Consider the following 23543-nt stretch of genomic DNA (forward strand, 5'->3'; position numbering starts at 1 on the left):
CTGGGGATGCATCGCCCTTCGCTCTCGGCTTGCTGCTGCGTCAAGCGCACTGGCGCGCGGCCACGGCGATGACAGAGGCGCTTCGGCCGCTCGGCATCGAGTTGCGGCATTTCGCCGTGCTGATCGTGCTGGTCGACCGCGGGCCCACCGTGCAGCGGGACCTGGCGACGGCGACCGGGTCGGACAAGGCGGGGATCATGCGGGTCGTGGACGACCTCGAGCGCAAGGGGCTCGCCGTACGCAAGACCGTTCCGGGAGACCGGCGGGTGCGGGTGGTGGAGATCACGCCGCAGGGCGTCGAGCTTGTCGACGCGGCTCATGTGGCGGCGGAGCCAGTGGATGAGCGCCTGGTCACCGCTTTGGGGCCCGGCGAGCCCGAGCTGCTGCGGGATCTGCTGACCCGATTTGCCTATCCAGCGGACGGCGGGGCGTAAGCGCGCCCGCGCCGGCCGTCTCCGGACGACCACAGGCGAGCCCCGATCCCGGTGGCGCGCGCCTTGTTGGCTAGCGTGAGATCCATCCCCTCGTCATTCATCGGGGCTCTTACGCCCGCTGAATAGTATTGAATGATACAGTATCGTCTGATACCGTCTTAGACGTAGCGCAGTTGGACGTGCTGAGCAGAGCGGGGAGGTAGACGATCTTGGACGTTTATGAGGCGGTCACGAGCCGGCGCGCGGTGCGCGGATTCACCGACCGGCCTGTCCCGAGGGAGACGCTGGAGCGTGTGCTGTCCGCCGCGGCCTGGGCGCCGTCCGGATCGAACCTCCAGCCGTGGCACGCGTACGTGCTGACCGGCGAGCCACTGGCCGACCTCAAGAAGCGCGCCGGCGAGCGCCTGGCCGCAGGCGACCCCTGGGACGAGCGGGAGTACGAGATGTACCCGCCCGAGCTGAAGACCCCGTACCGCGAGCGCCGATCCGCCTTCGGCCAGGAGCGCTACAGCGCACTCGGTGTCGCGCGTGAGGACTGGGAGGCGCGCCAGAGGGCCGCCGCCGAGAACTGGCAGTGTTTCGGCGCCCCCGCCGCCCTGTTCTGCTACATCGACCGCTACATGGGCCTGCCCCAATGGGCCGACGTCGGCATGTACCTGCAGTCCGTCATGCTGCTGCTGCGCGCCGAAGGGCTGCACAGTTGCCCGCAGATGGCGTGGTCGGTGTATCGCAGGACCGTCGCGGAGGTTCTGTCGCCCCCGGACGGGCTCGTCCTCTTCTGCGGCATGTCGATCGGGTTCGAGGACGTCACGGTGGATTACATCCGTACGGGCCGGGCGCCGCTGGACGAGACGGTCACGTTCGTCGAGGGTCAGCCCGCTGGAGAAGCGTCATGAACACCGAACGGGTCGTCGCCCTCAACGCCGCGGGCCGCTTACCGGTGCGGCTGCTCCGAGTAGATCACTCCTGACGCCTGGCCGCGCGTCCTCCTTCTCCCCTCCTCCGAGGCCGGTTTCTTGAAAGGGAAACGCCATGACTTACATCGTTGGTTACATCGTCGGGAGCCTGTCCCAGAAGTCGATCAACAGGACTCTCGCTCTGGCTTTGAGCCGTCTCGCGCCGCCGGAACTCCGCCTCACGGAGATCCCCATCGACCAGCTTCCCCTGTACAGCTACGACTACGACCCTGACTACCCCGCCGTCGCCCAGGAGTTCAAGGACGCGATCAAAGCCTCCGACGCTCTCCTGTTCGTCACCCCTGAGTACAACCGGTCCGTACCGGCCGCGCTGAAGAACGCCATCGACTGGGCGACCCGGCCCTATGGATCCAATGTCCTGAACGGCAAGCCGTCCGCGATCATCGGAACCTCACCCGGCCAGGTCTCGACCGCGGTCGCACAGCAGCACCTCAAGACCATCCTCTCCTTCACCAACTCCCCGGTGCTGGGCCAGCCCGAGGCCTACATCCAGTTCACCAAGGGACTGATCAATGACGAGGGCGACATCCAGGTGCCGTCCGTCGCCGAGTTTCTGACCGGATACCTGCGGGCCTTCACGGCGCACATCCGGCACCACCACCACGACATCCCGGGCCTGTAGCCGCCCTGAGAACGAGCCGTCATCACCGCCGCCGGCATGCCTTGACCGGCCGAGCACCTGGCAGGTTCGCGCACGCGTGCGGTTCGCCGGGCGGGCTGCGAAGCGGCGAGATGACGCCATGAGTCCGGGCTCATCGCCGCGGCGGCCGCCGCTGCGCTCGACCCCGGCCCGGCTCACCGTCCTCGCCATGGCCACGGCGATCGCCGTGCTGGTCCCGGTGGGCATGGTCGGAGCATCGGCCGCCGAGCAGGCGTCAGCCGACCCCGGCTGGTCGGGCGCCCGCGAGCCCTGGCCGCAGCGGCGACCTGGAAGATCACCAGCCGCGCGTTGCGCCCGATCCAACTCATGCACGCGCAACTGGCCGCGATCAACGTCAGCGATCTGAGCACCCGCATCCCGCAATCGCAGGGCCGCGGCGAGATCGCCCAACTGGCGCGCACCATCAACCACACGCTCGGACGTCTGGAGCAGGCCAAAGCCTCGACCGAGCAAGCGCTGCAGCGGCAACGCCAGTTCGCCTCCGACGCCTCCCACGAGCTGCGCACCCCGCTGGCCGGCTTCGTCCTGCGCCTGCCGCTGAGCGCCCCATCCGCTCATCTACTCGGCACTGGCGCCGAATAAATTCTCCGGTACGTGTCGACACCGCCCTTCGCCGTTCGACGCGTTCAACGAGACCGATACGGACGACAGGGAGACCGACACCGATGAAGTTCATGATCGTGGGCAAGGCGAACGCGGAGACCGAGGCCGGGGTGCTGCCGAGCCAGGAGCTCGTGGACAACATGCACGCCTACAACGAGTCGCTGGCCAAGGCGGGGGTGCTGCTGGCGGCCGAGGGGCTGTACCCGAGCTCGCAGGGCGCGCGGATCGCCTACAGCGGCGGGAGGTCGACGGTGATCGACGGGCCGTTCGCCGAGGCCAAGGAGCTCATCGCCGGCTTCTGGCTGATCCAGGTGAAGTCCCGGGAGGAGGCGATCGAGTGGGCACTGCGGGTGCCGGTGCCGCCGGGGCATGAGGGGATCGGGCTGGACGTGTGGCGAGTGTTCGACGCTTCGGACGTGCCGGACGATTCGCTGCCTGCGGATGAGCGCGCACGTGAGGAGGCGCTGCGCGAGCGCCTCGGCGTCGACCAGCCCGGCGCCTGACCCTCACGCTTACCCGGCCGGTCCGGCGGCTCAGGCCCGTTCGGCCGATGTGCCGGTGGGGTGAAGAAGGGCCGATGTCTTGGGCGACGGCCGGCGGCGGTTGCCATCGGCGGCGTGGTGCTGCTCTCATGGGCCGGTGACGGCTTCCGACAGCAACCCTCACCCCCAGGGCGCTCACCGGGCGATCGAGGCGGTGTGGCGGATCGAGGCGGCCCGGCTCATCGCCGGACTCGCCCGATACGTGCGCGACGTCGGCCTGGCCGAGGAGCTGGCGCAGGACGCGCTGGTGGCCGCGCTGGAGCAGTGGCCGGAGACGGGCGTGCCGCGCAACCCGGGCGCCTGGCTGATGACCGTGGCCAAGCGCCGCGCCATCGACATGATCCGCAGGAACGAACGCCTCGAACGTAACCTGATCGAACTCGGCCACCGCCTCGACACGGAGGAGGACCTCCCCGAGGTCGACGAGATCGAGGACGATCTCCTGCGCCTGGTGTTCACGGCGTGCCATCCCGCGCTCTCCATGGAGGCGCGGGTGGCGCTCACGCTGCGCGTCCTCGGCGGCCTGACCACCGACGAGATAGCCCGGGCGTTCCTGGTCCCGGAGCCGACGGTGGCGCAGCGGATCGTCCGGGCCAAGCGGACGCTGGCCGACAGGAAGATCCCCTTCGAGGTACCCGAGGCGTCGGAGCTGTCGCCCCGCCTGGCCTCCGTGCTCGAAGTCATCTACCTGATCTTCAACGAAGGCTACTCGGCGACCGCCGGGGACGACTGGATGCGCCCCGCCCTGTGCGAGGACGCCCTCAGGCTGGGCCGGGTCCTGGCGGGTCTGATGCCCAAGGAACCCGAGGTCCACGGCCTGGTCGCGCTCATGGAGATCCAGGCCTCCCGATCCGCCGCCCGGCTGGGCCCGTCAGGCGAGCCGATCCTCCTCCTGGAGCAGAACAGGGCGGTGTGGGACCAGCTGCTCATCCGGCGCGGCCTGGCCGCCCTCGACCAGGCCGAGCAGCTGGGGGACGTGCCCGGCCCGTACACCCTCCAGGCAGCCATCGCCGCCTGCCACGCCAGGGCCGTCGTCCCGGAGGACACCGACTGGGAACGCATCGCGAGCCTGTACGAGGCCCTGGCCAGGCTGTCCCGCTCCCCCATCGTCGAGCTCAACCGGGCGGTGGCCCTCGCCATGGCCTACGGCCCGGCGGTGGGTCTCCAGCTCCTGGACCAGATCGTGGACGAGCCCTCGCTCAAGGACTACCACCTGCTGCCGAGCGTACGAGGGGACCTGCTCCTCAAGCTGGGCCGGCGGGAGGAGGCCCGCGCCGAGTTCGAGCGAGCGGCCGCGATGACCCGCAACGCCCGCGAACGCAGACTCCTCGAGGACCGCGCCGCCTCCTGCTGAGCCCATAGAGTCACTGGTCAGGGTGCGGATTCGAGCTGTTTCTTGACCGCTGCCACCCGTTCCGGCAGCGTGCCAGGGGCGATCGGGACGCACTCGTAGCCGAGTGAGGTGTAGGCGTCCTGGTGGACCTGCTCGAATCGCAGCGACTCCGCGAAGGTGATCAGCCGCGCGTCCGTCGGCGTGACGAACCCCAGGTTCTGGACGAAGAGGACCTTCTTCTCGTAGATCTGCCGGGCCCGGATGCGTTCCAGTTCGCGGGACAGCGCCGGGGGAACCGGGTGGCCGAGGTAGGTGGCCAGGGCGTAGGTGCAGACAGGTGATCGATCGTAGATCTGGACATCGCCGGGAAGGGCCGCGGCCCGTTCCTGCCGTCGCCGCTGCAAGGCGACGATCGCCTCCACGAAGGACGGCTCCGTCCACGGCTCGGCTTCGCCTTGAGCCTGGTGCAGGGCGATGACATCCGTCGCCGCCTCCTCGACGACCGTGTAACCGTCACGTTCCAGCCGGCGCAGGATCGCCGTCTTCCCGGCCCCAGGGGTGCCCGTCAGGATGTATCGCCTCACCAATCGCTCCCCGTATGCCTTGGACCTGGACGCCGCCCGGCACGGCCGGCGCAGGCGGCCTGATCTTCGGCCGCCGGGATGATATACTTATCCTGCATCCCGAGCGATCGACCGCCCGGGATTTTGCTTTTCATGCCTTCTCCTCATCGCGCGATACTGAGCGCGGCAGCTCCGCTCTTCCTCTCCCTGAGCGCCGGCGTCGTCGCCCAGCTCATCAGCACCTCCCTCCTCGGGCACCAGGCGACCACCCAGCTGGCGGCCTTCGCGCTCGCAAGTGCGGTGCTCGCCCCGGTCACGGCCGCGGTGTCGGGCGGTCTGCGCGGCATGGCCCCGTTCATCGCCGCCTGCCGTGACCGCCCCGCCGAGGCGCTGCCCATCCTGAAAGACGCGCGCTGGCTCACCATCGGGTTCGGAACGCTCGGCGCATGCGTCATGCTCGGCGTCCCCCTGATCGCGCGTTTCAACGGGGCGCCCCGTGAGGTGACAGCCGAGTTCGGCGTGTTGCCCGTGCTCCTGGCTGTCCAGGTGCTGCTGTCCTCCGCGGGCAGCGGCGCCAACGGGATGCTGACAGCGCTGGGACGCAGTCGGCAGGTGCTCTGGTCGAGCCTGTCGAGCACCGCCACAGGGGTCGTCCTGCATCTCACGCTGGTACCCAGGATAGGCATCCAGGGCACCGGCATCGCGCTGCTGGCGTCCACCGCCCTGGGTGTCACCGTGTCGAACGTCTTCTTGCTGCGCTTACCCGAACTGGCCGGCCAGTCTCTGTGGCCTGGACGTCCCCGGCCGCGGGAGATCGTACGCATGGCCAAGGTAGGCATCCCGATGTCCGCCACGCTCGTCATCAAGTTCACGGTCATGGGCGGCGTGACCTACGCCGCCGCACGGACCGGCGCCCAAGGGGCCGCCGCCCACGCGATCCTCACGTCGCTGGAAGGGTTCCTGGGACTGGCCGCGTTCGCCGTCGCGCAGGCCGTGACGCCGGAGATCGCCAGAGCCGCCTCCCCTGATGACGCCCGCCGGCTCAACCGGGCGGCCGTGACGATCGCGGCCACCGGAGTGCTCACCGGCGCTCTCGTGCTGCTCCTGCTCGGCGAGACGGTGCTCGGGCTGTTCACCTCGGACGCCGCGGTCCTCGCCTTGGCCCTCGCCCTGCTGCCGCTGCTCGGGACCTACGCCCTCGCCAACAACTGCGCGATCGTGATGTCGTGGAGCCTGACGGGACTCAAACGAACGACCTGGACGCTGGGCTCGGCCATCGCCGGAAACGGCATGCTCGCCCTCATGATGATCCCCGCCGCCGCGGCCTGGGGGCTGACGGGCCTGTGGGTGGCCTTGACCGCCAGCGGCGTGCTCATCCTTGGATCGCAGACCACCGGCTTCAGGCGGCACAGCGCACGGGTCGGCTCGGCTCTGCACCCTTCTTCCGCAGCGCTGAGCTCTGGTGATCGCGATGCCTGAGCCGCTCTGTCATCACATTAACGTAGTCGTCAGAACGTATTCTGATTAGACTTGTGGAGTGAGCACCAGCCATGCGGATGCCGTGACCTTCTCCGATCTGTCTAGAAATCCCCGAGCCGTCGCCGAACGTGCGGCGCGTCTAGGTCGAGTACGTGTGACTCATCGCGACGCCCCGGATTTCTACCTGACGGCGGCTGATCGCGAAGAAGAACGCGACCGTACGCTGGCCACGGCATCCCGGCTGTTCCTCGCCTTGATCAAGCACGACCCCACCGCGCGTGCGCTCGTCATTGCCATGCCGGAGGTCTTCCCCTGGGTACGCCACCTTTCAGCGCCCGAACTGCGTGCCTTCACCCTCGAACTGGTCGAGGCGCTTTCTGATGCCGCCGAACTGGACGTCGACGCGACCACTCAGGAGGTCATCGAAGGCTGGCGGGCAACTGCGCGGATCAAGGCCGATCCTGCGCACTACGCCGAGGCCCGCAAGTCCACGAGCGGCGACTTCGGGCCGGTTGAGGTCTCAATATGAGCCCGAAGCGCGGAGACCGGGTTACGGTCCCACCCCCAGGTGACGAGTGGGACGTCCGGTTCGGCACCAGCGACGCAGTCAGCGGGTGGGAAGAGTTGTGCCGGCATGCCCTGGCCAATACACGCCGGTGCTTCGAAGCGCTGCGTGCCGATCCGCGTTCACGCTCCAGCCACGATCGTCAGCATCGCCTACGCGGCGACCTCGCGACTCATCGCCACAACGGCAAGGACCTGGAGCAGTGGGAATTCGAGGTCACCAGCGGCGGGCGTGTTCGCTATGCCATCGATGACCAAACCCGCACTGTCTGGGTGATCTACGCATCGCCTCGGCACCCGAAGGACACTGAATAGCCGGCTACTCGTGCATGAAACGACGTACTCCCCTCAGCGCGGACGTCGCCATCCGGGATGCCCATCGACCGCTCGAACTCAAAGCGCGGTTTCCGCTGCCCTTCCCCCTCTCAAGGACGGCCGTCGAGGGCATCGGACACCGCCTCCGCGGGCAGGCGGGCCGACAGTCGCAGCAGCCCCGCGGAGGCCAGCGCGAGCAGGGTGGCGAGCGCCCCCCACAGCGACAGTGGCGCCGAGCCGAGCAGGAGTGAGAATCCGGCGGGCGCCACGACCTGGCCCACGGACCAGGTCATCTGGTGGACCGCCAGGTAGCGGCCCCGCAGGGCGGGGGGCGCGGCGCCGGCGGCCAGGGACGCGGAGGGGGTGGCGTGCATGAGTTCGGCGAGGGTGAAGACGAGGGTGGCGGCCACCAGCGCGGCGATGCGCGGCGGGCCGGGCGGAAGGGGGGCGGCGAGGGCGTACAGGACGCAGGAGGCGATGAAGACGACGCCGGACAGGGCCATGGCGTGCGTGCGGCGGGCGTGCCGTTGGAGGCGGCGCACTCCCATCTGCCCAGCCGCGACCAGCAGCGTGTTGATCGTGTAAAGGATGCCGAGCACGGCGGGCGGGGCGCCGAGCACCGAGACCGCGTACAGCGGCAGGCCCACGGAGAGGATGAGCTTGGTCAGGGTGAATGCCTGTTCGACACTCACCAGGCCCATGAACGGCCCGTCGGTGAGCACCTGGCGGTAGCCGCCACGGGCCGGGCTCGGAGGGTGTTCACCCGGGGTGGGGCGGATGCGCAGGAGGAAGGCCGAGGCGATGACGAAGCTGGCCGCGTTGAGTGCCGCGATCAGGGCGTAGCCACCGGCGAGGGAGACTGCGGCGGCCGACAGCAGGCCGCCCAGGCCGAAGGCGACGTTGCGGGCCGTGGCCATGAGCGCGTACAGACGGTCTCTGCCGCCGTCCTTCGTGAGCACCGCGACATAGCTGCTCGAGGCGGGGTAGAAGGCGCGGTCTCCGCACGCGATCACGGCGGCGACCGCGATGAGGGGGCCGAAGCCGGACACGAGCGGGTACAGGGCGAAGCCGAGCGCGCGGATCACGTACGTGCCGACCAGGACGGTACGGGCGTCGAACCGGTCGATGAGCACTCCGGCGACCGGGTTGGCAGCCAGCCCGATCGTCGCCGCCACGGTCACCCCCAGTCCCACCACGGGCGTGGGCAGGCCGGTCACCTCCTGGATGAACAGCAGGGTCAGCGGGACATAGAGGCCGTTGCCGAGCGCGTCGACGAACATGCCCACGAGGAAGGGGCCGGTCGCCGAGGTCCGGGAGGAGGAGCGGAGCATGGCGGCCAGTGTCGCAACAGGAACATGGGCAACGGATCGGGCTCAGGTCGTAGGTCTGAGGTCTCGCATCGCGGCACAGTCCCCCCTGGATGGCCGGAACGCCCAGCCGCGGCCGCACCCTCGGGTCGGCCCCCTCCGGTTCCCTCTGCTAGCTTGAGTTTAGGCCTAAACTCAAGGAGGGATGAACATGACACGCACGACAGTGGTCACCGGCGGGGGCACCGGCATCGGCAAGGCGGTGGCGGCGCGCTTCGCGGCCGACGGGGACCGGGTGGTGATCATCGGTCGCCGCGCCGACGTGCTGGAGGCGGCCGCCAAGGAGATCGGCGGCGCCGCCCTGCCGGCCGACCTGAGCGAGCCGGCGGAGGTCGAGCGGGTGCGCGCCGCCCTGGCCGAGCGCTTCGGCACGATCGACGTGCTGGTCAACAACGCGGGCGGCAACGTCGACATGCGGGACGGCTCCGGCGGCGTCACGGAGCGGTGGACGGGCAACTTCCGGGCCAACGTGCTGACGTCGGTGCTGCCGACCGAGGCGTTCCGCGAGCTGCTGAACCCGTCCGGGCGGATCGTGTTCATCAGCTCGATCGCGGCCTTCCGGGGCTCGGGAGGCACCTCGTACGGCCCGATGAAGGCGGCCCTGCACCCGTACGCGTCGGACCTGGCCGCCGCGCTCGGACCGCGCGGCATCACGGTGAACGTGGTCGCCCCGGGGTTCATCGAGGACACCGAGTTCTTCAGCGGCGCCCTGGGTGACGAACGGCGCGCGACGCTCGTCGCCCAGACCCACACCGGCCGGGCCGGGACGCCGCAGGACATCGCCGAGACCGTGCACTGGCTCGCCTCGCCCGGCGGCGGGCACGTCACCGCGCAGATCATCCAGGTGAACGGCGGCGCCGAACGTGGCCGCTGACCCGCCGCGCGACGGCGCCGACGCCATCCAGGACGCCTGGCGGCGGGAGCTGCCGGGCGTCCCGGTGGAGTCGATCGGGGTCATCACCCGGATCTGGTGGGCCGCCAAGGTCTTCGGCGACGAGCGCCGCCGTCTCCTCACGAAGCTGGGCGTGGACGTCGCGACGCTGGATCTGCTGTCCACGCTGCGGCGCTCCGGCCCGCCGTACCGGATGAGCCCGGGCAAGCTGGCCGACGCCTGCATGGTGACGCGCGGCGCGATCACCCAGCGCGTGGAGCGGGCGGCCGGGGCAGGGCTGGTCGAACGGACCGCCGCCGGATCGGGCTACCACGCGCGCGCGGTCACCCTCACCGACGCGGGCCACGCCCTGCTCGACCGCGTCGTCGCCGGCCTGCTCGCGGCCGAGGACCGCCTCGTCGGCCATCTCGCACCCGAACGCCGCGACCAGCTCGCCGACCTGCTGCGCGAACTGCTCGCCGGGCTCGGCGGCCCGGCTCCGACCGGGCAGGTCGGAGACTGAGCCCTCCCGCTCCGACGTGGCCTCGATTCGTCCTTACGGGGCCACCCTTGACACGTGCGTCAGCCGGCGGTGAGCCAGGCGCGTATTTCGTCCATCAGCGGGACCGGCGCGTCGTGGTGGACCAGATGACCGGCGGCCTCGATCAGCGAGAGCTCGGCGGCAGGGATCAGGCTCTGCAGCCGCCGGGCGATATCGGTGGGGATCCACGCGTCATCGGAGCCCCACAGGATCCGTACGGGGATGCTGATGCGACCCAGTTGCTCCTCGTTCTCTTCGAGGAAGCGCTCGTCGTAGTGGGCGATCTGCCGGTAGAAGGCCGGCTGGCCGTCCTCCCCCGTCCACGGCTGCACGAGGGCGTCGAGATCGTCGTCGCGCAGGCCGCGGTGGCTGGCGCCCTGAATGTAGGCACGCACGATGGCGGTGTGGATGTAGGCCGGCAGCTGCGCCAGGACGTCGGGATGGTCCTGCACGAACTGGAAGAAGGGCGAGCCGCTGGGCGGGATGGCCACGACGTCGACGAGCATGAGCGAGGCGTAATCGGCGCCCAGGATCAGGTGGGTGCGCAGGGACACGGCGCCGCCGAAGTCGTGGGCGATCACGTGTGGCCGGTCCAGCCCCCAGTGCGTGAGCAGCGCCGCGAACGCCTCGGCCTGCGCGCCGAAATCCACGGGATGCTCGGCATGCTTGGAGGAACGACCATATCCGGGCATGTCCCACAGATAGACGGTGAAGTCGCGGCTCAAGGTCTCCGCGAACGGCTGCCACAACACCGACGAGAACGGCGTGCCATGACAGAACACCACGGCCGGGCCGTCGCCCGAGCGTCCCCAGGCGATCCGCCTCCCACGCCACTCGAATCGCTCCGTCAACTCCATGTGCACCAATGCTAAGCGGGCTCGTCCTCACATCGCGGCGACCGACAGGCGTGTTCTGCGGCCCCGCCTGGGAGTGGAATGCCCCGCGTGCCCCGGCAGAGTTCCAACAGGCGTTCTCACAGGTGGTGTAACGGGGAGAAAGCGTGGTCGGTGCGGGTGACATGCCCTTGATGCGACACAAAAGATGCCTCTTGTGGTGGGAGCGCTCCCAAGACGCTCTTTGCGCACTATAACGCTAAAAATCCGGTTTCAATGTGACAAACCGCCCCATTGGTAACGGTTGCGTTTCGGTGGATTGACGTGCAGACCACGTAAGTGCACCCTTTGTGGGAGCGCTCCCAAAGACTCCCACCGCGGCGGAGCGCGTGCCGCGGTGCACTCCCCACACATTCACCCGAGAAGGGGTCCACCATGATGATCAGCAAGCGTCGCGGTCTTGCCGCGGCCTCGGCCCTCGCCGCGGCGGCGCTGACCGTCGCGTCCTGTAGCTCAGGCAACACCGGTACGGGTTCCAGCAGCGCTCCCGCCTCCTCGGCGGCGGCCGAGCCGGTCACCATCCGCGTGCAGACCTTCGGCGGCGGCACGAACTTCGGCTACAAGAACGCCATCGAGAAGTGGAACGCCGAGCACAAGGACATCCAGATCAAGGAGGAGCACCTCACCGACCAGTTCGAGCAGCAGTACTGGCCCCAGATGATCCAGTGGTTGCAGGCCGGCAACGGCGCAGGCGACGTGGTCGGCATCGACGAGGGCGGCATGGGCCTGGCCAAGGCGCACCCCGAGTGGTGGGCCGACTTGAAGGAGTACGGCCTGGACTCCCGCAAGGCGGACTTCCCGGCGTGGAAGTGGGAGAACGGCGTCACGGCCGACGGCAAGCTGTTCGGCCTCGGCACCGACATCGGCGGCATGAGCCTCTGCTACCGCACGGACCTGTTCAAGAAGGCCGGGCTGCCGACCGACCGTGAGAAGGTCAGCGCGCTCTGGCCGACCTGGGACGAGTTCATGAACGTCGGCAAGACGTTCCAGTCGAAGGTCAAGGACACGAAGTTCGCCGACGGCACGAACACGCTGTACCAGGTCGTCCTCTACCAGGAGGCGGCCAAGAACGGCAACGTCACGTACTTCGACAAGGACAACAACCTCATCGTCGACAAGAACCCGGCGGTGAAGTCGGCCTTCGACTTCGCCACGAAGATGAGCCAGCAGGGCCTGACCGCCAAGCTGCGCAACTTCACCGACGAGTGGGCGGCGGGCACCCAGAAGGGCGCGTTCGCCACGGTCGGCTGCCCGTCCTGGATGCTCGGCGTGGTCAGCGGCAACGCCGGTGACGGCGGCAAGGGCAAGTGGGACGTGGCCTCGGTGCCGGGCGGCGGCGGCAACTGGGGCGGCTCCTGGGTGGCCGTGCCCAAGCAGTCGAAGCACCCGAAGGAGGCCGCGATGGTCGCCGACTACCTGACCCAGGCGGAGACCGAGGCCAGCATCTTCAAGGACTTCGGCAACATGCCGAGCAACACGAAGGCCCAGCAGGACCCGGCCGTCCAGGGCGCGAAGAACGAGTTCTTCAACCAGGCCCCCATCGGTGAGATCTTCGCCAAGTCCGCCTCGAGCCTGCAGCCGGTCTTCCTCGGCGTGAAGCACGCCCAGGTCAAGAACGCCATCGAGTCCGTCATCCAGGGCATGGACGACGGCTCTGTGAAGTACGACAAGGCCTGGCAGCAGCTGGTCGACGACGCGGTGAAGGCCGCGGGTTAGTCCCTCCGCCCGGCCCGCCGGCAGCGGGCCGGGCTTGTTGCCGCTGAAAGGTCTGCTATGAGCTCGACACCCTTCAACGGGCGGCGTGGATACAGCCATCGCCGCGACCGCCCGCCCGGCCGCCGCTGGCGTTCCCGACTGGACGTCAAGGCGATGCCGTACGCCCTGGTGTCCCCGTACTTCCTGCTGTTCGCCGCCTTCGGGCTGTTCCCGTTGGCCTTCACCCTCTACTACTCGCTCTACGACTACGACCTGGCCGGGACCGTGGAATGGACCGGACTGGGCAACTACACCGCGCTGCTGGGCGATGAGGACTTCTGGAACGCCGTGGTCAACACGGTCAGCATGTTCGTCATCGCCACCGTCCCCCAGATGCTGCTCGCGCTCCTGCTGGCCAACGGGCTGAACAAGCGGTTCAGGTTCCGCCTGCCGATCCGCATGAGCGTGCTGCTGCCGCTGGTCACGTCGGTGGTCGCGGTCGCGGTGGTGTTCACGCAGCTGTACGCCCGCGACTGGGGCCTGGTGAACTGGGTCCTGAGCTGGTTCGGCGTGGACAAGACGAACTGGCGGGCCGAGCGCATCCCGTCGTGGATCGCCATCGCCACCATGGTCGACTGGCGCTGGACCGGCTACAACGCGATCATCTTCCTGGCCGGCATGCAGACGATCCCCCGCGACCTGTACGAGGCCGCCGCGATCGACGGCGCCTCCCGGCGCCGGCAGTTCTGGCAGATCACGCTGCCGATGCTGCGCCCCACCATGATCTTCGTGGTGCTCAACTCCACGATCGGCGGCCTGACGCTGTTCTCCGAGCCGACCACGTTCTACAACGGCAACGTCGACGGCGGCTCGCAGGGACAGTTCCAGACGGTGGCCATGTTCATCGTCAAGCAGGGCTTCCGCGAGTTCGACTACGGCTACGCAGCGGCGGCCGCCTGGCTGCTGTTCCTGCTCATTCTCATCGGAGCGGCGATCAACTTCCTGTTCGTGCGCAGGATCGGGGGCACCAGATGAACAACTTCTCCCCGACCCTCGCCACCAGGCTCATGCTGGCCCTGGCCGTCGTGCTGTCGGCGTTCCCGCTGTACTGGATGCTCGTCATCGCCTCCCGTACGAACGCAGACGCCGTCGCCGTGCCGCCGCCGTTCCTGCCGGGCGGGAACCTGGGCGAGAACATCGTCGCCGTGCTCAACAACGAGGACGCCAAGTTCCTGCTGGGCCTGACGAACTCGTTCATCGTGTCGAGCATCGTCACCGTCTCCGTGGTGATCATCTCGACGCTGGCCGGCTTCGCGTTCGCGAACCTGACCTTCAAGGGCAGGGGCGTGCTGCTGGTGCTCGTGCTGCTGACGATGGCCGTGCCGTTGCAGCAGATGGGCGTGGTGCCGCTCTACCGGCTCATGGTGAGCCTGGAGTGGACCGGCACGCTCAAGGCGGTCATCCTGCCGTACCTGCTCAACGGGTTCGGCGTGTTCCTGATGACGCAGTACACGCGGCAGGCCGTGCCGATGGAGCTGGTCGAGGCGGCCAGGGTGGACGGCGCCGCCACACTGCGGATCTGGTGGAACGTCGTCCTGCCCGCGGTGCGCCCCGGCATGGCCGTGCTCGGCATCAACACGTTCATGCTCATGTGGAACGACTTCATGTGGCCGCTGATCGTGCTGACCCCGGACAACCCCACCGTGCAGATCGCGATCACCTCGCTGAACGCCAGGTTCTCCACGAACTACACGCTGATCTTCGCGGGTACAGCGCTGTCCATCATCCCCCTCATCGCAGTATTCGTCGCTTTCGGCCGTCAAATCGTCGGCGGCCTCATGGAAGGTGCGGTCAAGGCGTGACGACACAAGAGGAACAGACGCGTGCCGGGCTGCGCTTCCCTGCGGGCTTCGCGTGGGGCGCGGCGACCTCGGCGTACCAGATCGAAGGGGCGGTCGCCGAGGACGGGCGCGGCGTCTCCATCTGGGACACGTTCACCAGGACGCCGGGCCGGATTCTCAACGGGCACAACGCGGACGTGGCCATCGACCACTACCACCGCTACCGGGAGGACGTCGGGATCATGGCGGAGCTGGGCCTGTCGGCCTACCGCTTCTCGGTGTCCTGGCCCCGCATCCAGCCGACCGGCTCCGGCAAGGTCAACCAGAAGGGGCTGGACTTCTACAAGCGTCTCTCCGACGAACTGCGCGGGCACGGCATCGACCCGTGGCTGACCCTCTACCACTGGGACCTGCCGCAGGAGCTGGAGGACAAGGGCGGCTGGCCGAACCGCGACGTGGCGTACTGCTTCGCGGACTACGCGGCGACGGTCCACGAGGCGCTGAAGGACCACGTGCACACCTTCAGCACCGTCAACGAGCCATGGTGCGCCGCGTTCCTCGGCTACGCCTCGGGCGAGCACGCCCCCGGCCGACGCGAGCCGGAGAACGCGATCAGGGGCGCGCACCACCTCAACCTGGCGCACGGGCTGGCCGTGCAGGCGATGGGCGCCCGGCGCGTCGGCGGCTGCGTGAACCTGTACGCGGTCACGCCCGCCACCGACAGCGTGGAGGACCTGGACGCGGCCCGGCGCATCGACGGGCTGCAGAACCGGTTCTTCCTGGACGCGCTGCTGCTGGGCCGCTACCCGGAAGATGTCCTGGAGGACCTCCCCGGTGAGATCGACTTCATCCAGCCGGGCGACATGAAGATCATCAACGCGCCCATCGACGTGCTGCTCGTCAACTACTACAGCCGCTTCACGGTATCGGGAGCACCAGGCGGCAGGCAGTCGGCGGCGGCGGCCCCCACGGACACGGGTTCGCCGTGGGTGGGCAGCGAGCACGTGTCGTTCGTCAGCGGCGGCCAGCCGGTGACGGCCATGGGCTGGGAGATCGACGAGGGCGGCCTGGTCGAGGTCCTCCAGAGGGTGGCGCGGGACTACCCGCCGATCCCGATGGTGATCTCCGAGAACGGCTCCGCCTTCGACGACGTGCTCGAGGACGGCCGGATCCACGACAACGAGCGGCGGGCGTACGTGGAGGCGCACCTCGGCGCCTGCAAGGAGGCCATCGAGGCCGGCGTGCCCCTGGAGGGCTATTTCGCCTGGTCACTGATGGACAACTTCGAGTGGGCCTGGGGTTACGGCAAGCGGTTCGGCCTGGTGCACGTGGACTTCGAGACCCAGGAACGAGTGTTCAAGGACAGCGCGCTCTGGTACTCGGAGGTCATCCGGCAGAATAGGCGCCATGAACCGACCGACTCTTGAGGCAGTCGCGGCTCGGGCCGGGGTAGGCCGGGGCACGGTGTCGAGAGTCATCAATGGCTCGCCGAACGTCAGCGCCAAGGCCCGCGAGGCCGTTGAGCTGGCCATCCGCGAGCTGGGCTACGTGCCCAACCGTGCGGCGCGCGCCCTGGTGACGCGCCGCACCGACACGGTGGCGCTGGTGGTCTCCGAGTCGCAGCTGCGGGTGTTCGACGAGCCCTACTTCGCCGGCACCATCCGCGGCATCGGCTCGGCGCTGGCCGAGACGGGGTTGCAGCTCATCCTGGCGATGGCCCGCACCCCTGAGGAGCACGAGCGGCTGGAGGCCTACCTGACGGGGCAGCACGTCGACGGCGTGCTGCTCCTGTCGCTGCACGGCGCCGACCCGCTGCCCGGCAGGCTGGAGGACATGGGAGTGCCGACCGTGCTGGGCGGCCTCCCCGTCGGCCTCCACCCGTACAGCTACGTGGACATGGACAACCGGGCGGGCGCCCGGCAGGCGGTCAAGCACCTGCTGGGGCTCGGCCGCCGCCGGATCGCCGCGATCGCCGGCGCCCAGGACATGGGCGTGGGCGTCGACCGTCTGGCCGGCTATCGCGACGCGCTGCTGCTCACCGGCCTGCCGGAGCTGGTGGCGTACGGCGACTTCTCGGAGGAGAGCGGCGCGACGGCGATGACCGAGCTGCTGGCGGAGCACCCCGACCTCGACGCGGTGTTCGCCGCGTCCGACCCGATGGCGCTGGGCGCGATGCGCGTGCTCAAGGCCGCGGGCCGGTCGATCCCGGAGGACGTGGCCGTGATCGGGTTCGACGACTCCAAGGCCGCGCTGCACGCCGACCCGCCGCTGACCACCGTCCACCAGCCGACCGAGCAGATGGGCCGGCAGATGGCGCAGCTGCTGGTGGCCCGGATCAACGGCGAGCAGCTGCGGCAGCCCGTCGTGATCCTCGACACCCACCTCGTACGCAGGCAGTCCGCATGAAAGGCTCCCGTGGACAGTAGGACCAAGCGCCGCTTATCAGACGCCGAGCTCGACGCCCTGGTGCGGCGCGCGCTGGGCACGGGGGTGACGGCCGCCACCGAGCTGACCGACGGCTACGCCAACGCCGTCTGGCGGCTGAAGCTGGACGACGGGCGCGAGGTGGTGCTCAAGCTGTCGCCGCCGCCCGACCTCGACCAGCTCAGCTACGAGCGCAACCTGCTGCGCATGGAGGCCGCCGCCTACGAGCTGGCGGCGCAGGCCGGGGTGCCGATGGCGACGCTGCTGTGCGCCGGATTCGACGACCCGGTGCTGGGCGGTGACTACCTGGTGCTCAGCGCGCTCGACGGAGTGTCGTGGAACGACGTCAAGCCCGAGGGCGAGCAGGCGCTGCGCCGGGAGCTGGGCCGCCACCTGGCCAGGTTCAACGCGGTGACCGGCGAGGTGTTCGGCTACCCGCACGCCGGCATCGTGGGCGCCACCTGGCGGGAGGGGTTCCTGGCGATGGTGGGGGCGCTGATCGGCGACACCGAGCGTTACCCGACGCCGCTGCCGCGCCCCGCTGAGGAGATCATGGACCTGGTCGAGGCGGCGTCGCCCGTGCTCGACGAGGTGACGACGCCGCGGCTGGTGCACTTCGACGTGTGGCCGGGCAACGTCTTCCTCGACCTCAGCGGCACGCCGCGGATCCAGGCCATCATCGACCACGAGCGGGCCTTCTGGGGCGACCCGATCGCCGAGTTCGTCCCGCCGACGATCTTCGGCGAGCTGACGGAGGACGACCCGCTGCTGGCGGGCTACCGCGAGGTGACGCCGCTGGAGCTCACCCCGGCGGCGCGCACCCGGCTCGACCTCTACCGCGCCTACCTCTATCTGATCCTGCTGGTGGAGGACGGGCCCCGGCAGTATCCGGAGGACGAGTACGCCGGGACCCGCGACACCGCGTTCGCGTCACTGTCCGCTGTGCTCGACCGCCTCGAAGGCGCCTCCCCTGGCGCCCGCGGATAGCGCCCCGACACACGGCGCCGAGCCCTTGCTGGGCACGCTGAGGTCCACGGGCTGCTCTCCGCGCACACCAGGGCGCCCCTGACCGTGGTGCCCGACAGGATCGGCGCCGTGTTGCCCGCCAGCAGCGCCGCGCCACCAAGGGTCAGGCCTCGGGAAGATCGGCCAGGAGGATGGGCCGGGTGGTCGGCTTCCCTGATCCGGCCGCGGGCTCGACCGTCAGCGCCACCCGGTCGTCCTCCCGCTCCGGCGTGACCAGCAGGGGCGTGGTCAGGCCGTCCCCGGCGCGGTCCAGCATGCCGGCGGGGCGGGGGCCGTCGCGGCCCATCAGCCACAGCTCGTACCCCTTGGTTCCGGGCAGCCGGGGCAGGCCGGACGAGGCGAACACCATGCGGCCGCTGGACCGGGAGATGACGAGCGTGGCGGTGCCGCCCGCGGTCACGGGCCGGCGTACCGTCTCGGCGTCGGGCGCGGCCAGCACGGCGATCACCTCCCCGTTCCGCGCGGCCAGGTCGTCCAGGTCGCGGCGGGCGTCGATGGCGACCGCGCCGAAGGCGACGGCGGCTGCCACGGACACCGCCGCCAGGCCCGCCAGCACCTTGCTCCGCCCGCGCCTGAACGGCACGACCCGGCCTTCCCCGGGCGCCGCCTGCACCTCCGGCGCCCCCGTGGCGGCGGGCTGCCACGCCCCGGGCGGGACACGGATCGTCGGCGGGTTCGCCAGGCCGGGCGGGAGCGCGAGCGTGGGCGGGTTCGCCGGATGCGGCGGGAGCGCGAGCGTGGCCGGGTTCTCGGATCCGCGTTCGGGCGGGTCCGCGTGCTCCGGCGGGGCGGCGGGACGCCGGGACCCGTGCGCGGCGGCGAGCAGGCGCAGGCGGAGCGCGGCGGGCGGTGGCGTGGCCACCGTCGCCGCCAGCCTGGCCGCCGTCTCCCGCAGCCGCCGTACCTCCGTCCCGCACACCTGGCACGCCGCCAGGTGCTCCTCGAACAGCACCCACTCGGCGTACGGCAGTGCGTGCACGGCGTAGGCGCCAGAGAGGGTGTGGAGTCCGTCGGTCATGTCCACTCCCTTTGTGAGAGGCGGCTCACGCATGTACTTCGGCCGCTCGGGCATGTCGGATTGCCATGAAGGGGTTGCTCTTTTCCCATGACGTGAGACAATCTCATCGGGTGATGAATTATGGACTGCGTAATCGCGGGAGGCGGCCCGGCAGGCGCGATGCTCGCGCTGCTGCTGGCCAGGGCGGGCGTCGAGGTGACGCTGCTGGAGAAGCACGGCGATTTCCTGCGTGACTTCCGGGGCGACACGATCCATCCGTCCACGTTGCAGGTGCTCGACGAGGTCGGGCTGGCCGAGGATTTCCTGAAGATCCCGCACCGCAAGGCGTACGAGATCAGCATGGTGACCGACGTGGGGGACGTCAGGCTGGCGAGCCTGCGCGGCCTGTCCGGCGCCTACGACTACATCGCGTGGGTCCCGCAGTGGGATTTCCTCAAGCTCGTCACGTCGGCCGCCGAGAAGTACCCGGGCTTCCGGCTGCTCATGAACGCCGAGGCGCACGACCTGATCCGCGAGGGCCGGGCCGTACGCGGGCTGCGGTACCGCGACGCGTCCGGCGAGCACGAGATCAGGGCCGACCTGACGGTGGCCGCCGACGGGCGCCACTCGATCCTGCGCGAACGGGCGGGGCTCGTGCCCGAGGAGCTCGGCGCGCCGATGGACGTGGTGTGGTTCCGGCTGCCGAGGCACGCCTCCGACCGCGACGACACGTTCCTGCGGATCTCCAGCGGCCGCATGATGGTCGCGATCAACAGGGAGAGCTACTGGCAGCTCGCGTACGTGATCCCCAAGGGCGGGTTCGACGAGCTCGTACGCGAGGGCATCGGCGCGCTCCGTGAGCCGGTCGTGTCGCTGCTGCCGTGGCTGGCCGACCGGATCGGGCAGATCGAGAGCTACGACCACGTCAGCGTGCTCACGGTCGTGATCAACCGGCTGCGCCGCTGGCACCGGCCGGGGTTCCTGTGCATCGGGGACGCCGCGCACGCCATGTCGCCGGTGTTCGGGGTGGGGATCAACCTGGCCGTGCAGGACGCGGTCGCCGCGGCCAACCTGCTGGCGGGCTCGCTCAGGTCCGGCGCGCCGATCCCCGAGTCGACCCTGCACCTGCTGCAGAAGCGGCGGATGCCACCCACCAGGGTGACGCAGGCGGCCCAGCGAGTGGTCCAGAACATGGTGATCAAGCGGGCGCTGAGGCAGGAGTTCGACCCGTCGCCGCTGCCGCGCGACCTCGCGAGGATCCCGCTGGTGAACCGGATGGTACGGCGGTTCATCGGGCTCGGCGTCCGGCCGGAACACGTGACGGTACGGGAGTCCTGACCTCGGTCTCTGCCGGGAAACCTTTTTCTCACGCGCCAGGTGCATCCAAAACGTGGACAACACGGTCGGCAGGGCAGAGCCGGTGGATTACCCTCGTATCTCGTGAGCAGCAATCTCGTGGATCTCGATACCTGGCGAGCCCTTCCCGTGGCGCAGCAGCCAGACTGGCCCGACCGCGGCGAGCTCGACAAGGTCGTCGCCGAGCTGGGCGGCCTGCCCCCGCTGGTCTTCGCCGGGGAGTGCGACCAGCTCAAGGAGCAGCTGGCCGCCGTCGCCCGCGGTGAGGCCTTCGTCCTGCAGGGCGGCGACTGCGCGGAGACCTTCTCCGGCGCCACCGCCGACAACGTGCGCAACAAGCTCAAGACGCTGCTGCAGATGGCGATCGTGCTGACGTACGCGGGCAAGGTGCCGGTCGTGAAGATCGGCCGGGTGGCGGGGCAGTTCGCCAAGCCGCGCTCCAAGCCCACCGAGACCCGCGACGGGATCGAGCTGCCGGCCTACCGGGGCGACATGGTCAACGGCTTCGACTTCACCGCCGAGGCGCGCAGGCCCGACCCGTGGCGGCTGCTCAAGGCGTACCACTCCTCGGCCGTGACCCTCAACCTCGCGCGCGCGTTCACCAAGGGTGGCTACGCGGACCTGCGCCAGGTGCACGCCTGGAACCAGGACTTCGTGGCCGAGTCGCCCGCCGGGCGCCGCTACGAGCAGCTGGCCAGGGAGATCGACCAGGCCCTCGCGTTCATGCGGGCCTGCGGCGCCGACCCGGAGGAGTTCCACACCGTGGAGTTCTACTCCTCGCACGAGGCGCTCATCCTCGACTACGACCGGGCGCTCACCCGGATCGACTCGCGTACGGGGCGGCCCTACGACGTGTCGGCCCACATGGTCTGGATCGGCGAGCGCACCCGCCAGCTGGACGGGGCGCACGTCGACTTCTTCTCCAAGATCCGCAACCCGATCGGCGTCAAGCTCGGGCCCACGACGACGCCTGACGAGGCGCTCGCGCTCATCGACAAGCTCAACCCGGGCAACGAGGAGGGGCGGCTCACGTTCATCACCCGGATGGGCGCCTCCAAGATCCGCGAGCGCCTGCCCGCCCTGGTCAAGGAGGTCACGGCCACGGGGGCGCGGGTGGCCTGGATCTGCGACCCGATGCACGGCAACACGTTCGAGGCGCCCAGCGGGCACAAGACGCGGCGGCTCGACGACGTGCTCGACGAAGTGGCGGGGTTCTTCGAGGTGCACCGGTCGCTGGGGACGCACCCCGGCGGCATCCACATCGAGTTCACCGGCGACGACGTGACGGAGTGCGTCGGGGGCGGGCACGAGATCGTGGAGGGTGACCTCGCGACCCGCTACGAGACGGCCTGCGACCCCAGGCTCAACCGCGGCCAGTCCCTCGACCTCGCCTTCCGCGTCGCCGAGCTCTACCGCGGCTGACCCCTGCCCCCCGGGCGGTTCACTCCGCTCGGGGCGGACGCGTAACATCGCGCGGCCCCAGGAAACGGAATGAAGCGGCCCCGATACGGGACGCTGACAACCCGTGATGTGCGTCTCATCAGGGCGAAAAAGAGAACTGAATTCGGGGGAAATTTAGGGTTCCGCGGATATGATCGCCCGGAAAGAGGGCGAAATTTCGGGAGTAACCGTGGACAGTGCCCCCGAAGGGGTGGACCCCAATGTCCCCAACGTCGCGCGTATGTACGACTATTACCTCGACGGCAAGGACAATTTCGCGGTCGACCGGGCTGCCGCCGAGCAGATCCTGGAGACGTTCCCCCACACCAAGGAGGGCGCCCGCGCGAACAGGGCGTACCTGCGCCGCGCGGTGCGGCACCTGGTCGAGTCGGGGGTGCGGCAGATCGTGGACCTCGGCGCGGGGCTGCCGACCCAGGGGAACACGCACGAGATCGCCCCGGAGGCGCGCGTCGTCTACGTGGACAACGACCCCGTGGTCTGCGCGCACGGCAGGGCCCTGCTGGCCAGGACCGACGATGTGGACGTGCTGCAGGCCGACGTGCGCGAGACGGACGCGCTGCTGGACAAGCTGGGCGGCCTGGTGGACTTCGACCGGCCGGTGGCGTTCCTGATGCTGGCCATCCTGCACTTCATCCCGGACGACTTCGCGTACGACCTGGTGGCGAAGGTGCGCAAGGTGAGCGTGCCCGGCAGCCGGCTGGTGATCAGCCACGCCGTCGACGCCACGCCGGACACCACCCCGCAGGCCATCGAGATCTACCGCAGGGCCACGGCCGCGCTCAGCCTCAGGACCCGCCAGGAGATCCTGCGCTTCTTCGACGGCTACGAGCTGGAGGCGCCCGGGTTGACGTACCCGAACGGCTGGCGTCCCGACGACCCGGACGCGCCGGGCAACGGGATCACGTTCGGGTACGTCGGAGTAGGCCGCAAACCGGACAACGCCTAGTTCTGCTTGAGCTCCTCCGCGAGCTCGGCCCTGATGGCGTCCATGTCGAGCGCCCGGACCTGCCGGACCAGGTCTTCCAGCGCGGGCGCCGGGATGGCGCCGGCCTGGGCGAAGACCACGATGCCGTCGCGGATCGCCATGAGGGTGGGGATCGAGGTGATGTCGAAACCCTGTGCCAGCCCCTGCTCGGCGTCCGTGTCAATCTTGCCGAACGTGATGTCGTCGTGCTTGTCGGAAGCCTGCTCGAAAATCGGGCCGAACTTCTTGCACGGCGGGCACCACTCCGCCCAGAAGTCGAGCAGCACGATCCCCTTGTCGGCGATGTCGTTGAAGTTCTTCTCGGTTACTTCGATGGTCGCCACAAGTGGCTCCTCGTTCGTCGCTGATAATTTTCCATCGGTATGAACCCCTACCCGCTCCCGGGCATTCCACTGACTATGCCACGCGAACTCCGCCACGTGGCAGGGATGGCCGGAGAACGTCGGGACGGGGCCCTGCGGCCGGCTGGGGACCCGCAGCGGCAACCTGGTGGCCGGCGCGATGCCGGAGGACCCCACCGGTTCGGCAGGTGTTGTGACGTTCGCCACTCTACTCCGACAGGCCGGCTCGACGGGATCAGCCTGACAGGCGCCACGGTCGTGAATGGTCTCGTCC

Annotated in this window: 25 protein-coding genes; 20 read left to right on the forward strand and 5 right to left on the reverse strand. The window is 69.5% G+C overall.

Features of this window, described 5'->3' with window-relative positions; translation table 11 throughout:
- Positions 1 to 29 precede the first annotated feature (29 nt).
- From ABD830_RS03145 to ABD830_RS03170, 6 genes are all read left to right on the forward strand, one after another.
- A complete protein-coding gene (locus ABD830_RS03145; protein WP_344984753.1) occupies positions 30 to 434 on the forward strand; it encodes a MarR family winged helix-turn-helix transcriptional regulator in 405 nt (134 codons plus the stop codon).
- 209 nt (positions 435 to 643) lie between these two features.
- The gene (locus tag ABD830_RS03150; RefSeq protein WP_344984754.1) at positions 644 to 1330 is read left to right on the forward strand and encodes a nitroreductase; all 687 of its coding nucleotides are present in this window, start codon (positions 644 to 646) and stop codon (positions 1328 to 1330) included.
- A gap of 136 nt (positions 1331 to 1466) precedes the next feature.
- On the forward strand, positions 1467 to 2033 hold the full coding sequence (locus ABD830_RS03155; protein ID WP_344984755.1) for an NADPH-dependent FMN reductase: 567 nt from the start codon (positions 1467 to 1469) through the stop codon (positions 2031 to 2033).
- Positions 2034 to 2345: 312 nt separating this feature from the next.
- Positions 2346 to 2654, forward strand: a complete 309-nt coding sequence (locus ABD830_RS03160; protein WP_344987611.1) for a HAMP domain-containing protein — start codon at positions 2346 to 2348, stop codon at positions 2652 to 2654.
- A gap of 83 nt (positions 2655 to 2737) precedes the next feature.
- Positions 2738 to 3178, forward strand: coding sequence for a YciI family protein (locus tag ABD830_RS03165; RefSeq protein WP_344984756.1), 441 nt, complete (start codon positions 2738 to 2740; stop codon positions 3176 to 3178).
- Between the two features lie 136 nt (positions 3179 to 3314).
- A complete protein-coding gene (locus ABD830_RS03170; RefSeq protein WP_344984757.1) occupies positions 3315 to 4571 on the forward strand; it encodes an RNA polymerase sigma factor in 1257 nt (418 codons plus the stop codon).
- Between the two features lie 17 nt (positions 4572 to 4588).
- On the opposite strand, the gene ABD830_RS03175 is transcribed toward ABD830_RS03170, so the two are convergent.
- Positions 4589 to 5134, reverse strand: a complete 546-nt coding sequence (locus tag ABD830_RS03175; RefSeq protein ID WP_344984758.1) for an AAA family ATPase — start codon at positions 5132 to 5134, stop codon at positions 4589 to 4591.
- 132 nt (positions 5135 to 5266) lie between these two features.
- Here ABD830_RS03175 and ABD830_RS03180 point away from each other — a divergent pair, with 132 nt between their 5' ends.
- Genes ABD830_RS03180 through ABD830_RS03190 form a run of 3 tightly spaced genes read left to right on the forward strand, consistent with a single transcriptional unit; the run spans position 5267 to position 7471 of the window.
- Positions 5267 to 6592 carry an MATE family efflux transporter gene (locus ABD830_RS03180; protein WP_344984759.1) on the forward strand — a complete coding sequence of 442 codons (1326 nt, stop codon included), beginning with the start codon at positions 5267 to 5269 and terminating at the stop codon, positions 6590 to 6592.
- A 58-nt stretch (positions 6593 to 6650) separates the two neighbouring features.
- A complete protein-coding gene (locus ABD830_RS03185) occupies positions 6651 to 7121 on the forward strand; it encodes a hypothetical protein (RefSeq protein ID WP_344984761.1) in 471 nt (156 codons plus the stop codon).
- On the forward strand, positions 7118 to 7471 hold the full coding sequence (locus ABD830_RS03190) for a hypothetical protein (protein ID WP_344984762.1): 354 nt from the start codon (positions 7118 to 7120) through the stop codon (positions 7469 to 7471). Before ABD830_RS03185 ends, ABD830_RS03190 begins: the two co-directional genes overlap by 4 nt.
- Positions 7472 to 7581: 110 nt before the next feature.
- On the opposite strand, the gene ABD830_RS03195 is transcribed toward ABD830_RS03190, so the two are convergent.
- Entirely contained in the window at positions 7582 to 8802 is a 1221-nt protein-coding gene (locus ABD830_RS03195) for an MFS transporter (RefSeq protein WP_344984763.1), read from the reverse strand.
- Positions 8803 to 8989: 187 nt separating this feature from the next.
- Here ABD830_RS03195 and ABD830_RS03200 point away from each other — a divergent pair, with 187 nt between their 5' ends.
- Together ABD830_RS03200 and ABD830_RS03205 are read left to right on the forward strand one after the other, a co-directional pair.
- Entirely contained in the window at positions 8990 to 9712 is a 723-nt protein-coding gene (locus ABD830_RS03200; protein ID WP_344984764.1) for an SDR family NAD(P)-dependent oxidoreductase, read from the forward strand.
- Entirely contained in the window at positions 9702 to 10232 is a 531-nt protein-coding gene (locus ABD830_RS03205) for a MarR family winged helix-turn-helix transcriptional regulator (protein WP_344984765.1), read from the forward strand. The genes ABD830_RS03200 and ABD830_RS03205 overlap by 11 nt, the downstream gene beginning before the upstream one ends.
- Positions 10233 to 10291: 59 nt before the next feature.
- On the opposite strand, the gene ABD830_RS03210 is transcribed toward ABD830_RS03205, so the two are convergent.
- On the reverse strand, positions 10292 to 11107 hold the full coding sequence (locus ABD830_RS03210) for an alpha/beta fold hydrolase (protein WP_344984766.1): 816 nt from the start codon (positions 11105 to 11107) through the stop codon (positions 10292 to 10294).
- A gap of 411 nt (positions 11108 to 11518) precedes the next feature.
- Here ABD830_RS03210 and ABD830_RS03215 point away from each other — a divergent pair, with 411 nt between their 5' ends.
- From ABD830_RS03215 to ABD830_RS03240, 6 genes are read left to right on the forward strand one after another with little or no spacing between them, the layout of a single operon-like run.
- A complete protein-coding gene (locus ABD830_RS03215; RefSeq protein ID WP_344984767.1) occupies positions 11519 to 12859 on the forward strand; it encodes an ABC transporter substrate-binding protein in 1341 nt (446 codons plus the stop codon).
- A gap of 57 nt (positions 12860 to 12916) precedes the next feature.
- On the forward strand, positions 12917 to 13873 hold the full coding sequence (locus ABD830_RS03220; protein ID WP_344984768.1) for a carbohydrate ABC transporter permease: 957 nt from the start codon (positions 12917 to 12919) through the stop codon (positions 13871 to 13873).
- A complete protein-coding gene (locus tag ABD830_RS03225) occupies positions 13870 to 14700 on the forward strand; it encodes a carbohydrate ABC transporter permease (RefSeq protein WP_344984770.1) in 831 nt (276 codons plus the stop codon). The genes ABD830_RS03220 and ABD830_RS03225 overlap by 4 nt, the downstream gene beginning before the upstream one ends.
- Positions 14697 to 16106, forward strand: a complete 1410-nt coding sequence (locus ABD830_RS03230; RefSeq protein WP_344984771.1) for a GH1 family beta-glucosidase — start codon at positions 14697 to 14699, stop codon at positions 16104 to 16106. The genes ABD830_RS03225 and ABD830_RS03230 overlap by 4 nt, the downstream gene beginning before the upstream one ends.
- Complete coding sequence (locus ABD830_RS03235; RefSeq protein WP_344984772.1) at positions 16087 to 17085, forward strand: LacI family DNA-binding transcriptional regulator; 999 nt, start codon at positions 16087 to 16089, stop codon at positions 17083 to 17085. Before ABD830_RS03230 ends, ABD830_RS03235 begins: the two co-directional genes overlap by 20 nt.
- Positions 17086 to 17094: 9 nt before the next feature.
- Positions 17095 to 18090 (forward strand): phosphotransferase family protein, encoded by a 996-nt coding sequence (locus ABD830_RS03240; RefSeq protein WP_344984773.1) that lies wholly within the window; start codon positions 17095 to 17097, stop codon positions 18088 to 18090.
- Positions 18091 to 18232: 142 nt separating this feature from the next.
- Here ABD830_RS03240 and ABD830_RS03245 read toward each other — a convergent pair whose 3' ends face one another.
- Complete coding sequence (locus ABD830_RS03245) at positions 18233 to 19147, reverse strand: anti-sigma factor (protein ID WP_344984774.1); 915 nt, start codon at positions 19145 to 19147, stop codon at positions 18233 to 18235.
- A gap of 120 nt (positions 19148 to 19267) precedes the next feature.
- Here ABD830_RS03245 and ABD830_RS03250 point away from each other — a divergent pair, with 120 nt between their 5' ends.
- The 3 genes from ABD830_RS03250 to ABD830_RS03260 all read left to right on the forward strand — a co-directional run bounded on the left by ABD830_RS03250 (position 19268) and on the right by ABD830_RS03260 (position 22889).
- On the forward strand, positions 19268 to 20464 hold the full coding sequence (locus tag ABD830_RS03250) for an FAD-dependent oxidoreductase (RefSeq protein WP_344984775.1): 1197 nt from the start codon (positions 19268 to 19270) through the stop codon (positions 20462 to 20464).
- Between the two features lie 102 nt (positions 20465 to 20566).
- Positions 20567 to 21904, forward strand: coding sequence for a class II 3-deoxy-7-phosphoheptulonate synthase (locus tag ABD830_RS03255; protein ID WP_344984776.1), 1338 nt, complete (start codon positions 20567 to 20569; stop codon positions 21902 to 21904).
- Between the two features lie 208 nt (positions 21905 to 22112).
- On the forward strand, positions 22113 to 22889 hold the full coding sequence (locus ABD830_RS03260; RefSeq protein ID WP_344984778.1) for an SAM-dependent methyltransferase: 777 nt from the start codon (positions 22113 to 22115) through the stop codon (positions 22887 to 22889).
- On the opposite strand, the gene ABD830_RS03265 is transcribed toward ABD830_RS03260, so the two are convergent.
- Positions 22886 to 23251: a thioredoxin family protein gene (locus ABD830_RS03265; RefSeq protein WP_344984779.1), complete on the reverse strand. Its 366-nt coding sequence runs from the start codon at positions 23249 to 23251 to the stop codon at positions 22886 to 22888. The two genes, ABD830_RS03260 and ABD830_RS03265, sit on opposite strands and share 4 nt — an antisense overlap.
- Positions 23252 to 23543 lie beyond the last annotated feature (292 nt).

This window comes from Nonomuraea helvata, from assembly GCF_039535785.1.
In the GTDB taxonomy this organism is placed as follows: domain Bacteria; phylum Actinomycetota; class Actinomycetes; order Streptosporangiales; family Streptosporangiaceae; genus Nonomuraea; species Nonomuraea helvata.